Origin of the sequence: Gallintestinimicrobium sp. (genome assembly GCF_046968865.1) — a bacterium.
In the GTDB taxonomy this organism is placed as follows: Bacteria; Bacillota; Clostridia; order Lachnospirales; family Lachnospiraceae; genus Gallintestinimicrobium; species Gallintestinimicrobium propionicum.
In genome coordinates, this window is record NZ_JBKVPW010000003.1 from 84,148 (window position 1) to 96,851 (window position 12,704).

General features: G+C 49.6%; 12 protein-coding genes. 9 read left to right on the forward strand and 3 right to left on the reverse strand.

All coding sequences use genetic code 11. The features are described 5' to 3' along the window. Positions 1 to 106: 106 nt before the first annotated feature. Both ACLTOQ_RS03860 and ACLTOQ_RS03865 read right to left on the reverse strand, forming a co-directional pair. Positions 107 to 1,051, reverse strand: a complete 945-nt coding sequence (locus ACLTOQ_RS03860; protein ID WP_117962950.1) for a Gfo/Idh/MocA family protein — start codon at positions 1,049 to 1,051, stop codon at positions 107 to 109. After that, positions 1,045 to 1,893 (reverse strand): sugar phosphate isomerase/epimerase family protein, encoded by an 849-nt coding sequence (locus ACLTOQ_RS03865; protein WP_337562918.1) that lies wholly within the window; start codon positions 1,891 to 1,893, stop codon positions 1,045 to 1,047. The genes ACLTOQ_RS03860 and ACLTOQ_RS03865 overlap by 7 nt, the downstream gene beginning before the upstream one ends. 159 nt (positions 1,894 to 2,052) lie before the next feature. Between ACLTOQ_RS03865 and ACLTOQ_RS03870 the strand changes: the two genes are divergently transcribed. From ACLTOQ_RS03870 to ACLTOQ_RS03910, 9 genes are all read left to right on the forward strand, one after another. Further along, on the forward strand, positions 2,053 to 2,907 hold the full coding sequence (locus ACLTOQ_RS03870; protein WP_117962954.1) for an AraC family transcriptional regulator: 855 nt from the start codon (positions 2,053 to 2,055) through the stop codon (positions 2,905 to 2,907). A gap of 150 nt (positions 2,908 to 3,057) precedes the next feature. Next, positions 3,058 to 4,599 (forward strand): amino acid carrier protein, encoded by a 1,542-nt coding sequence (locus tag ACLTOQ_RS03875; protein ID WP_308727633.1) that lies wholly within the window; start codon positions 3,058 to 3,060, stop codon positions 4,597 to 4,599. A gap of 73 nt (positions 4,600 to 4,672) precedes the next feature. After that, positions 4,673 to 6,382 carry an adenine deaminase gene (ade, locus tag ACLTOQ_RS03880; RefSeq protein WP_412318791.1) on the forward strand — a complete coding sequence of 570 codons (1,710 nt, stop codon included), beginning with the start codon at positions 4,673 to 4,675 and terminating at the stop codon, positions 6,380 to 6,382. A gap of 48 nt (positions 6,383 to 6,430) precedes the next feature. After that, entirely contained in the window at positions 6,431 to 7,789 is a 1,359-nt protein-coding gene (locus ACLTOQ_RS03885) for a M20 family metallopeptidase (RefSeq protein ID WP_337426777.1), read from the forward strand. A gap of 169 nt (positions 7,790 to 7,958) precedes the next feature. Next, a complete protein-coding gene (argH, locus tag ACLTOQ_RS03890) occupies positions 7,959 to 9,344 on the forward strand; it encodes an argininosuccinate lyase (protein ID WP_412318792.1) in 1,386 nt (461 codons plus the stop codon). Positions 9,345 to 9,512: 168 nt separating this feature from the next. Continuing rightward, entirely contained in the window at positions 9,513 to 9,731 is a 219-nt protein-coding gene (locus ACLTOQ_RS03895; protein WP_117962962.1) for an aspartate dehydrogenase, read from the forward strand. 22 nt (positions 9,732 to 9,753) lie between these two features. Further along, on the forward strand, positions 9,754 to 10,227 hold the full coding sequence (locus ACLTOQ_RS03900; protein ID WP_412286739.1) for an 8-oxo-dGTP diphosphatase: 474 nt from the start codon (positions 9,754 to 9,756) through the stop codon (positions 10,225 to 10,227). Positions 10,228 to 10,410: 183 nt separating this feature from the next. After that, positions 10,411 to 11,175, forward strand: a complete 765-nt coding sequence (locus tag ACLTOQ_RS03905) for a DUF554 domain-containing protein (protein ID WP_412318793.1) — start codon at positions 10,411 to 10,413, stop codon at positions 11,173 to 11,175. A 336-nt stretch (positions 11,176 to 11,511) separates the two neighbouring features. Further along, on the forward strand, positions 11,512 to 12,267 hold the full coding sequence (locus tag ACLTOQ_RS03910; protein ID WP_262584931.1) for an alpha/beta hydrolase: 756 nt from the start codon (positions 11,512 to 11,514) through the stop codon (positions 12,265 to 12,267). 138 nt (positions 12,268 to 12,405) lie between these two features. On the opposite strand, the gene ACLTOQ_RS03915 is transcribed toward ACLTOQ_RS03910, so the two are convergent. Further along, positions 12,406 to 12,552 (reverse strand): hypothetical protein, encoded by a 147-nt coding sequence (locus ACLTOQ_RS03915; protein ID WP_412286742.1) that lies wholly within the window; start codon positions 12,550 to 12,552, stop codon positions 12,406 to 12,408. Positions 12,553 to 12,704: the final 152 nt, after the last annotated feature.

Here is a 12,704-nt window from a genome sequence, read left to right on the forward strand (position 1 = left end):
GAGGACTTGATATAGTTCAGAATTATTTCCGGGGCGACGGGGCGCTGCTCATTTTTCAGAACCTTTGCAAGAGAGGTCGCCGAGAAGGTCGTTTCCACATTGGCGATCAAAACTCATTCAACAGCCCCACAACTGTCCGCAGCTCTTCCGCCTTCACCTTATCCGGGAACTGGCCGGAGAGAACGCAGTTTTTGAAGTACTTGATCTCTTCTGCGTAGGCGTCGCTCTTGGGCAGGTTGATGGAGCCGGTATCGCCGGTGGCCTGCTCAGTCGGGGAATAGATGCTGCCGTTGTTTTCATAGATTTTGCATTCGCCCTTTTCGTAGGTAACGAGAGCGTCCTCGAACTGGAAGCGGTAGGAAGCGCCGAAGGGGTAAGCGGATGCGTACCAGGAAGCTTCGGTGGTAACGAAGAAGCCGGGGAATTCGTATACAGCGGTCAGATAGTCCTGATTAGGCTGCTTTGCGCGATGCTTCAGGGAAGCTTCCGGTTTGCCGAAGGCGTATACGAGGAAGTCAAGATCATGGATGTGCAGGTCGTAAGGAACAAGTCCGCTTCTCTTTTCATCCATCATCCAGTTGTCCCAGCTCCAGGCAGGATAGCTGCCGAGGCGTCCCATGTAGCCGGACAGAAGCTTGCCGTATTTGCCGGAATCGTAAAGCTCCTTGATCAGCTCATATTCAGGCCAGAAGCGCAGAACCTGTGCAATCATGAAGCAAACGTTATTTTCCTTTGCGGTGGAATAGGCCAGTTCGATGTCCTCTTCTTTTAAGGAAATGGGTTTCTCGCTGAGGACGTGGATGCCCTTTTTCATTGCCTTGACTGCGGTGGGAACATGCAGATAAGTGGGCAGGCAGATGTCCAGGATGTCCAGCTCTTCTTTTTCAAGCATTTCATCGATGGAGGTGTAGTGATGTGGCTCCGGATAAGGCTCCATCCGCTCCGGACGGATATCGCAGATTGCTGTGAGTGTGGTGTCCTCCATAGCGTTCCATGCAGGAATGTGTGCGCCGCTGATGCCGCCGACGCCGACTAAACCGATTTTTAACATGATGCTTCCTCCCCGTAAATTTCATCTATAATGTTTTGCAGATAAGTTCTGGATTCCAGAATGTCGGTCAGCTGCTGTGGACCGTCGATTTCCCGTTCGATGGTGACATAGGAGTTGTAGCCAAGCTCATGCAGCTTTGTAAAAACTGCACGGAAGTCTACTTTTCCCTGTCCAATGGGTGTTTCGGCACCGAGCTCATGTCCGTTTGTCGGATAGCAGCCGTCCTTTGCATGCAGATTGCGGACGTATTTGCCGAAAACGTCAAGTGCGTCTGCCGGGTTTGCTTTTCCGTAAAGAATCAGATTTGCAGTGTCCAGATTCACATAAAGATTATCCGTGCCGACGGCTTCAAAGCAGCGCAGCATGGTGACGGGAGTTTCCTGACCGGTTTCAAACAGCAGGCACTGCCCGTTTTTCTTCAGATGCTCTGCAACCGTGCGCACAGCGATGCAGAAGCTGCTGAAATTGGGATCATAGGGATTTTCCGGAATAAATCCCATATGGGTTACGACATCGGTGATGCCGAGCTTGTGGGCAAAATCTGCACCGTCGCAAAGGTTTTCGATCCGCATCTGTCGGTATTCCACAGGGACAAGTCCAAGGGTGAGCGGTCCATCGTAAAAGTTCCATGCCGCAGGTCCGCTCCAGCCGCACCAGAATGCGGAAACGGTGATCTGATATTGTTCCAAAAGTGTTTTTAAGAGGCTTGCATTTTCGTCCGTCCAGGCGGCAGGATTCCAGGAAACCAGCTGACAGGAATCGAAGTTATGTTCCCGAAGCCGGGCGAATTTTTTTCCCATACCGTCGATCTCGGAGAAATTGACGCAGGTTCCGATTTTCATAGAGTGCTCCTTTTTAGGCAAAGAAAATGATTTTCACTGCCCTGAAATGATGTTTTTTGGTTGTCTGGGAACTATTTTTACAGTATCATGAAAAGCAGAAGAAGCCCATTATTTTTTTGACTCATTTTAGGATGATTTTTACCTTTTGCGGAGGACAGTATGATCGACGGATATAAGGAGCTGACGCCGGTAATCTATGGAGAAAATGCGATAAAATATCTGTATACCGAACAGAAAAAGGCAGAGGGGGAAATCTGTTTTCTGCTGCACTGGCACGACCGGATGGAGCTGACCTATGTGACGGAGGGGACGCTGCGGTTTGTGACGGAAGGAGAGGAGTTTTTGGTTTCGGCAGGAGAGCTTGCAGTGGCGGGACCGGGGCAGATGCATGGCGGCTTTGCAGTGTCGGAAAAGGTCTGCTATCATACGGTCATGTTCGATGTGGAGCGGTTTTATAATGGAACGGCAGCGTCTGAAAAATATTTACGTTCCCTGGGAAATGGAGAACTGACTTTTGTGGAAAAAATTGCAGGGAAAGAGGTTTCCGGGCTGCTGGAGCGCCTGGTGGGGCTGCTGGCCGGAAGGGACAACGGAAAAGACAGCAAAAGCTCGCTGGCAGCCATCGGAACGTTGTATGAAATTCTCGGATGTCTGATAGAATACGGCAGGTCAAAAAGCAGTGCAAAGGTCAGTCCGGACAGCGGGTTTGGTCAGATTTTAACCTATGTGAATCATCATTATACGGAAAAACTCAGCCCGGCGGCGCTGAGTGCGCAGTTTGGATATCATGAGGCGTATTTCTGCAGGCGCTTTCGGGAGCTGACAGGCATTACCTTTTCGGAATATGTCCGTGCGCTTCGGATGGAGTATGCACAGAAGCTTTTGAAGGAATCAGAGGATGAGGTGGGGACGGTGGCCTGGAAATGCGGCTATCCGGACGGAAGCTATTTTACACGGGAGTTTCGGAAGATGTACGGGTTTACCCCATCGCAGTTTCGGCGAATGACGCGGTGAACTGTAATGCTTCGGCAGATGACGCGGTAAACTGTAATGTGAACTGTATTGTTTCGGCAGATGTGAGGAAACACAGCAGTGAAAAAAAGCTGTACAACAAAAACACCGCAGTCTATAATGGAAAAAACGGATCGGGAGGGAGAAAATGTTATGCAGGCATTATTTGATGCCGTAAACGCGATTTGCGGCAAAATTCAGGTTGTATCAGATCTGTTCTGGGAGTTTCCGACCAACTTCGGATGGTATGCGGCGATCCCGATTCTTGGAAATTTCAGTCTGGCGATCATTTTGCTGGTCGGTACTGGAATTTTTCTGACATTTCGGTTCCGGTTTGTACAGGTGCGGAAATTTAAGTACGGCTTAAAGGTGCTCCTTCACAGCAAAGCAGCGACGAAGACCGGTATTTCGGCGCTGGCGGCATTTTTGCTGTCTACGGCGATGCGGGTAGGACCGGGAAATATTCTCGGCGTGACGGGTGCGATTTCGATCGGTGGTCCGGGAGCGCTGTTCTGGATGTGGCTGTCGGCGTTTTTCGGGATGTCCACCGCCTTTGCAGAATCCACGCTGTCCCAGATTTTTAAAGAAAAAAGAGATGGGCAGTATGTCGGCGGACTTCCTTTCTATGGAAGAAGACTGTTAAACAATGCAGCGTGGGCCGGTGTTGCGCTGAGCGTGCTCTACATTGTCTATGCCTTTTTGTGCTTCCCGGCGCAGGGCTTTAATACCATCTCCGCAGTCGGTGCCATTGCAAATGAGATCACCGGGACGACGATTGCGACCAATTCGACGCTGTATTGGATTTCCTTCGTGGTATTGATCCTGATTGCCGCACTGATCAGCTTCGGGGGAATCAAAAAAGTGACAAAGGTAACGGATCTGCTGGTTCCTGTGATGGCAGTGATCTATGTGCTGACCGTAATTGCGCTGGTTGTCTGCAACTTTACGCGGATTCCCTGGTTTTTTCAGGCGGTATTTGGACAGGCATTTTCGCCGGATGCCGTATTTGGCGGAGCCTTCGGCACAGTCCTTAGCCAGGGCATCAAACGCGGTCTGATGTCCAACGAGGCAGGTCAGGGTACCATCACGATGCCTGCGGCTGCTGCGGATGCAAATCATCCCTGCGATCAGGGCTGCGTTCAGGCCATCGGCGTTTTCCTGGATACGATTGTGATCTGTACGCTGACCGGATTTGTGGTGATCATGGGAAGGATGTGGACGACAGACCGTGGAGCAGAGTGGTTTGATATGGGCAAGCTGGACAAATTCCTGGCATCCTGCGGAGAGCTGACCGGACAGAGCGGCGCTTATCAGATCGTAACGTTTTTAGTGAGCATCTGCTTTGGTCTGTTTGCATTTACCTGTCTGATCGGCTTTATGTCCTTTACGGAAATGTGCGCGGTGCGGATTTCTTCGCGCAAGGGTTTTATTGTTCTGATCCGGCTGCTGTGCCTGTTCGTCATTTCCTTTGGCGTCATTACCAATATCGCGGGAATGGATCTGGGCGCGCTCTGGGATTTAAGCGATTTTGCCAATATTCTGATGGTTTACTGCAACCTGCCGCTGCAGTATCTTGGTCTGAAGTATGTAACCCGGGCGTGGAAGCACTTCGAAAAACAGGACGGTACGCCCTTTACGTCTGAAATAGCAGGAATCGATGTGCCGGTCTGGGAGGAAAAAGCCGGAAAAGCATAACGGGTACTTTCACAGAAAGAAAAGCTGACGCGGTCAGAAAAACAGCCGCCGGGGCGGCAGAATGGGAGGGTATATGGATTACGCACTGTATCAGAAAATTTCAAAGGTCACGCTGGGAAAGCAGCCGGCGGACCTGGTATTAAAAAATCTGAAGCTGGTGGATGTATTTACAGGGGAGATCGTGGAGTCAAACGTTGCAGTCAAGGACGGTCTGATCGCGGGGGTGTCGAGACGTTACCGCGGAAAAAAGGAGATCGACCTCGGTGGAAAATATCTTGCGCCGGGCTTTATCGACGCACATCTGCATCTGGAATCCACCATGGTTACGCCCAACGAGCTTGTCAGCACGGCGGCACGTTTCGGGACGACGACATTTATCGTAGATCCCCATGAGGCGGCGAATGTCAGCGGTGCGGCCGGGATTGACTATATTCTTGATCAGACGGAAAAATCTCCGGCGAACGTCTACGTCATGATGCCGTCCTGTGTACCGGCGACGCATGTGGACGATAACGGCGGTATTTTTTCCGCAAACGATATGTATCCGTACGTCCGCAATCCGCGGGTTCTGGGACTGGGGGAAGTGATGGATGATCCGGGGGTTATCAACGGCGACGAGAGCATGTTTTCCAAACTGCTGCTGTTTGAAAACCGGACGATTGACGGACATGCCCCTTATCTGCCGAACCGGGAGCTGAGCGCTTACAAGATGGCGGGGGTGGATACCGACCATGAAGCGACCAGCTTTGAATATGCGCTGGAAGAGGTGCGCCGCGGCATTCATGTCCATATCCGCGAGGGCAGCGCGGCCCATAACCTGAAGGATATCGTAGAGGGCATTGTCCGCACCGGAATCGATACGGAATATTTTTCCTTCTGTACGGACGACAAGCATATCGAGGATATTTTACGGGACGGCCATATCAGCTACAACGTAAAGCTTGCGGTTTCCCTCGGCATGAATCCGGTTCAGGCGATCAAAATGGCGACGATCAACACTGCAAAATGCTACGGTTTAAAGCATCTGGGCGCGATTTCCCCGGGCTTCCAGGCGGACTTTGTTGTGCTGGATAATCTGCAGGATCTGAATGTGACAGATGTGTTCTATAAAGGAAAGCTTGTAGACCGGAATGCACCGATCCGTGTAAAAACGTGCGGCAGAGCGTTGAAACATACGGTACACCTCGACAAGGTGAAGGCAGAGCAGTTTGTGCTTCCGATTGGAAAAAAGAAGACCCATGTAATCGGCATCAATCCGTCCCAGATCACCACAGAGGATCTGGCGGTTTCCCTGCCGCCTGCGGCAAATTATGTTCCGACGGACGGCTATTCCAAGGTCGCGGCTGTGGAGCGGCATCATAATACCGGAAAAATCGGTGTTGCAGTGGCAAAGGGCTACGGCATCCGAAACGGTGCAGTGGCATCTTCCGTATCCCACGATTCCCATAACATCATCGTCATCGGGGACAATGACCGCGACATGGCATTGGCAGTGGACGAAATCATCCGAACGCAGGGCGGTTATACCGTTGTGGAAAACGGCGAGGTATTCGAAACGCTGCCGCTTCCGATCATGGGACTGATGAGCGACGCCGGGTTTGAGTCCGTCAATGAGACTTTGGGCCGGATGATTAAAAAAGCGCATGAAATGGGCGTTCCGGCGGATATCGAGCCGTTCATCACATTATCGTTTTTGGCACTTCCCGTCATTCCGGCACTGCGCATTACGCCGCGCGGTCTGTGCCTGCTGACCGCGAAGGGACCGGAAATTCTGCAGGAGTAAAGCCAGACTGGAAAGCGCCTGCAAAAAAAAGTTTTTATGGAGGAACTTATGGATATAAAAGAAAAAATTCATGAACTGTCAGAGGAAATGATTCAGAATCTGGGACGTCTGGTTGCGGTGGATTCCCAGCTCGGCACGCCCGAAGAAGGCAAGCCCTTTGGCGAAGGCCCGGCAAAAGCCCTTGAGGTTGGCTTAAAAATCGCTGATGAGCTCGGCTTTCAGACGGTCAATCTGGACAACTACTGCGGCTATGCAGAGATGGGCGAAGGAAAAGAGATTATCGGTATTGCCGGACATCTCGATATCGTGCCGGTGGGCGGCGATTGGACCCACGATCCCTTCGTGCTGACCCGTGAGGGCGATTATGTATACGGCCGTGGAACGACCGACGACAAGGGACCTGTTCTGGAAGCGCTTTATGCGATGAAGCTGCTGCGGGATTCCGGCGTGAAGTTAAATAAAAGAGTCCGCCTGATCATGGGCTGTAATGAGGAAACCGGTTCGAAGTGCATGGCGCATTATAATGAAGTGGAAGAGGAGCTGTCCTGCGGCTTTACGCCGGACGCGAACTTCCCCTGCATCCACGGCGAAAAGGGACACATGTCAATGATGGCATATTCCAAACATACGAAGATCCTTTCCATGAACGGCGGTTTTGTTACAAATGCGGTTTGCGATTCCTGCACGACAGTGATTCCTGCGGCAGCAGGTCTGAAGGAAAAGCTGGAGAAAGAGCTGGCTGAGACGAAGCTTCAGGAGTATCGCGTGACAGAAGAAAACGGAAAGATCACGATTTATGCAAAGGGAGTGCCTGCACATGCCAGCACGCCGACGCTGGGGGTCAATGCGGCAGGTGTAACCTTTGAGTGTCTGGAAAAGGCAGGCTTTGAAGATGATTTTGTCACCTTTTATAATACCCATCTCGGAACTGCCTGTGACGGCTCCGGTATCGGCTTAAAGGTTTCCGATGCTTATGGCGACCTGACGTTCTGCAATGGTATCGTTAAAACTCAGGACGGCGTGATTTCCTGCACGATTGATATCCGTGTTCCGGTTACCTTAAAGCCCGACGAGGTCCGCAAGCTGTGCGAGGATAAGCTGGAGGATGAGAACGGACGGATCGAGATTCTGGACATCGGCGATGGATTATTTTTCCCGAGAGAGTCCCCTCTCGTAGAAGCTCTGTACAAGGCGTATGTAGATGTGACCGGCGACACCGCAAACGAGCCGATGGTCATCGGCGGCGGAACCTATGCAAAGTCCCTGAAAAATATCATCGCCTTCGGTCCTGAAAAGCTCGGAATCGATTATCGCATTCATGGTGCGGACGAGTATATCCTTGTATCCGGCATGGAGGAAGCGGTGCTGGTATACATGGAAGCAATTAAGAACCTGCTGGCGATTTAAGTATTCCTGTATGGATTAGGATTTTACCTGCACATTTCTTGACTAATATACATTGAAAATGTATAATTATTCATCGTGGCAGGAAGCTATATGCTCAGAGGGGCTGCAGCTGCCATAAAAAAAGATTCATGGTCATTAAAGTTTCAGCAAAATAAAGGAGTAATCACAAATGGCAAGTTTATGGGGCGGAAGATTTGAAAAAGACATGGATGATATTGTAAAAAAATACAATGCATCTATTTTCTTTGACCAGAGAATGTACAACGAGGACATCGACGGCAGCATCGCGCATGTGACCATGCTTGGAAAGCAGGGCATCGTATCCAATGAGGAAAAAGATCAGATCATCGCAGGTCTGGAAGAAATTCGCAAGGAGATTGCGAAAGGAAAGATCCTGTTTACCGTAGAAGACGAAGACATCCATATGGGCATCGAGAGCCGTCTGATCGACAAAATCGGCGATGTGGGCAAAAAGCTCCATACTTCCAGAAGTCGTAACGACCAGTGTCAGGTAGATATTCGCCTGTATCTGCGAAAAGAAATTTATGAGATTTTGAACAGCCTGTGCTATCTGGAAAGCGTAATTCTGGAAAAGGCGGAAAAATATGAAGATAAGATTACAGTAGGCTTTACCCATCTTCAGCACGCACAGCCGATCACGATCGGTTTTGTTTTTATGGCATATTTCCAGATGTTTAAAAGAGATATGGAACGTCTGACGGATACGCTGGAGCGTCTGAATTATAATCCGCTGGGGGCGTGTGCACTGGCAGGAACAACGATGCCCATCGACCGTCATTTGACGAGCGAGCTGCTTTCTTTTACTGCACCGACGGAAAATGCCATGGATACAGTCAGCGACCGGGACTACAGCCTGGAATTTTTGAGCGACGCTTCCATTTCCATGATGCACTTGTCCCGCTGGGCGGAGGAATTTGCATGGTGGAACTCTTCCGAGTTTTCCTATATCGCAATTGACGACAGCTTTTGCACCGGCAGCAGCATTATGCCCCAGAAGAAAAACCCGGATATGGCGGAGCTGATCCGCGGCAAGGTTGGTCGTGTATATGGCGATCTGATGCAGCTGTTGACCGTTATGAAGGGAACTCCGCTTGCTTATAACAAGGACTTCCAGGAGGATAAGGAGAGCCTTTTCGATGCGATCGACACCTGGAAAGCGACAATCGATATTTTTGCAAAGATGCTGGACAAGACCGAATTCCGGATGGATCAGATCGAAAAACAGCTTGGAAAAGGCTTCTTAAATGCGACGGATATTGCAGAGCATTTTGCAAAGCAGGGCATTCCGTTCCGGGAAGCACACGCTATCGTAGGACATATGGTAAAAGTATGTGAGAAGAAGGGCTGTGACCTTGAAGATCTGACAGACGAAGAGCTGCAGGCGATCGACAAGCGCGTGACAAAAGAGCTGCTGGGGGACATCAGCATCAAGTCCTGTGTCAATGCCCGCGTATCCTTCGGAGGAACGGCACCTTCTGAGGTACATCGTCAGATCGAGGTTGGCCGTCAGTGGTTAAACAGCCTGGAACGGTAAGGCAGCAAGCTTTGAAACTTTTGGCAGCAGACAATAGAATGCACGCTCTGCGAGCATTCTATTGTCATGAATTGAAAAAGGTGATGCAGAATCCTGAAAACTGGGGATTTTGCATCACCTTTTTTACGGAGTTTATAGTACAATGGTGACGAAAGGCAGGAAACAGCTATGTCACTATTTAAGAAAAAGTCATCTGCAAAATCCTATGATAAAGACACACAAAAACCTGTGATCAAAGCCAGTATCTGCAATGGGGAACAAGTTGCCGGCTTCAAGGATCTCCATACCGGAAAATTCGAAGAAGTGATGCTGATCTGCAGCGCAGCCGATCTTGACGCTTTCAGGGCCATGTACGGGATAACAGAAGAAATCACCAAAGAATACTGATTTACGAAAAGAGGAACAGTCATTGAGCGAAACATCAGAAAAACGGCTCGAAAAAGTCCGTTTCATGAACATGTGCATGATTCAGGACGGTAGAGGAAATGTGCTGGCGCTGGATAAAGTAAACGACAGCTACACCGGAACGACCTTTCCGGGTGGTCATGTGGAACCGGGAGAATTATTTTTTCAGTCTATGATCCGGGAGGTTTGGGAGGAAACGGGACTTACGATCGAAAATCCGGAATTTCGCGGGCTGTACCACTGGCATAAAGACGGCGTACATCATGTGATAACGCTCTACCGGGCGTACACTTTTTGCGGCGAACTGGAAAGCTCCGAAGAAGGACGGGTATACTGGATTTCGCTGGAAGAATTGAAAGCAAAAAAACTTGCATCAGGGATGGAGTACGTTCTGGAGATGATGGAGTCAGAAACGATAAAAGAATGCTATGTACGCCGGGAAGCAGACCGGTATGTGGGGACTGTGCACGGGAACTGATCCGGAAAACGGAACGAGCGATGTGACCATTCACCCCTTGGCTATAACGAGCTGCAGATCGCAGGGGCACTGAGAGGCGAAGCAGTATACCGGTGATGCAAAGCCTGCGCTTCCTGTCATCAAGATTACTGCGGTAACGCACAGAAAGAATCGTTCTAAAAAGATAAGGAGGAGGAAACTGATATGCCAGTTGGTGTAATTGTCGACGCGCTCGCTGTTGTAATCGGCGGTATCGTAGGCGCTGTTGCAGGAAAAAAACTGAAAAAAGACTTTATGGATAACATGAACCTGATTCTGGGCTGCTGTTCCATGTGCATGGGCGTCAGCACGATCGTATTGATGCAGCACATGCCTGCAGTTGTTTTTGCGATTATTCTTGGTACGGGACTGGGACTTGCGGTTCATTTTGGCAAGCTGATCAACAAGGGCGGACTTGCTCTGCAGAAAGGCATTAGCCGTTTTGTAAAAACCTCTTCCGATGTGCCGGAAGCAGAGTTTGAGGCTACTTTAGTAACCTGCATCACGTTGTTCTGCGCAAGCGGAACCGGAATTTATGGCTCCATTATCGCAGGTATGTCCGCAGACCACAGTGTCCTGATCGCAAAGGCGATTCTGGATCTGTTCACCGCAGTTGTATTTGCCTGCACGCTTGGCATAGTAACTGCAGCAGTAGCGATTTCACAGTTTATCATTTTCTTTATCCTGTTTTTACTCGGTGCCCCGATTTACAACGGTCTGGATCTTGGAACCAATACCTGCATCATCAACGACTTCAAGGCGTGCGGCGGCTTTATCATGCTGGCGACCGGCTTTAGACTGTGCAAGATCAAGCAGTTTCCGGTAGCGGATATGATTCCGGCTATGGTTTTGATTTTCCCGATCGCAATTTTCTGGAATGACTGCGTAGCTCCGGCTGTCAATATGCTTGCAGGAATGGTGCATGGATGAAAAAAAGACTGATTGTGGGAATCAGTGGCGGCAGCAAAATTCCACTGGCGACAGAGCTGCTTTCCCAGCTTTAAAAAATCGAAGAGATCGAAACGCATCTTGTATACACGAGAGGTGCTAAGATTACCGCAGCGCAGGAATTGGAACTGTCGATGGGAAAAATTCCGGAAGTCTCCGGATGGAGAAAGCTGTCCGGAGGACTTTTTGTGTCCTGCCGTGGCGGAGAATTTTGCACGGCAGGACGTTTTTTGCCTGCACTGCCGCAGAGTGTGGTATACTATAAAAATGGACAGGAAAATGGGCTGCAAAAGTCATCCTGGAAAGGAGGAATATAGTATGAAAGAGTTTCATATCACAGACGACGGCATTCAGCTGCATGCAAAGCTGGACATGCCGGAGGAAAAAGAAAAGTGCCCGCTGGTTATCGTGTTTCATGGTTTAACCGGCAATATGGAGGAACGGCACATCACTGCTGTTTCCAGCGCAATGAATGAAATCGGATTTGCGACACTGCGCGTCGAACTGTACGGACATGGAAAAAGCGGTGGTGCCTTTGAACAGCATAATCTGATGAAGTGGATTAACAATGCCATGACTGTGACGGATTATGCAAAGACGCTGGATTTTGTGACAGACCTTTATATCTGCGGACATTCCCAGGGCGGACTGCTTACAATGCTGGCAGCAGGAATGCGGGCGGATGATTTTAAGGCAGCGATTCCGCTGTCTCCTGCAATTGTAATCCCGGATGGTGCGAGAAAAGGAAATCTGCTTGGTCAGCCCTTTGATCCGGAGCATGTTCCTGATATGCTGGAATGGGGAGACCGGCATCTGAGCGGCAATTATATCCGCACAGCACAGCTTCTGGATGTAGACGAGGCGATCCGCAAATATGAAAAGCCGGTGCTTTTGGTTCATGGAGATGCAGATGAGGCAGTTCCTATAGAATACTCCATTGATGCAGCGAAAAAATATAAAAATGCGGAGCTGGTACAGATTCCCGGAGACACACACTGCTACGATGAACATCTTGATCAGGTGACTGCAGCGGTGAAGAAATTTCTCGGCGAGATGGAGAACAGGGAAGGGTGACATAACAATAGAATGCTCTCAGAGCGTGCATTCTATTGTTTGTCGGTGCAGTTGTTTTACTACAGTTATCGAGTAATTAAATATTATTCAAAATATTGTCTCAGCCCTTTGTTTACAAGGGGCTGAGCTTTTTGCATCTCATGCCCCTCGTTTCTCGTGGGCTTGTTTTGGGCTCATAATACCGTTTGGACTTACAACTTTGAACTTTGTAGCATTTGGCCCCGTGTTATTTAACATGGCTGCCGGGGTGGCGGTTTCGTCCAAACGGTGCTGATTCTGCATCATATCCACTACTTCCTGATGCTTGTTCGGATACAGATGAGAGTAGATGCAGAGGACAGTCTTGAATTGTGGTAAACGGAGTATTAAAGATAGTTTGAAATGTGCTGAACATAAGTGAAATCCAGTAACAGATTCTCGAAAAAAATGTGCTTAAC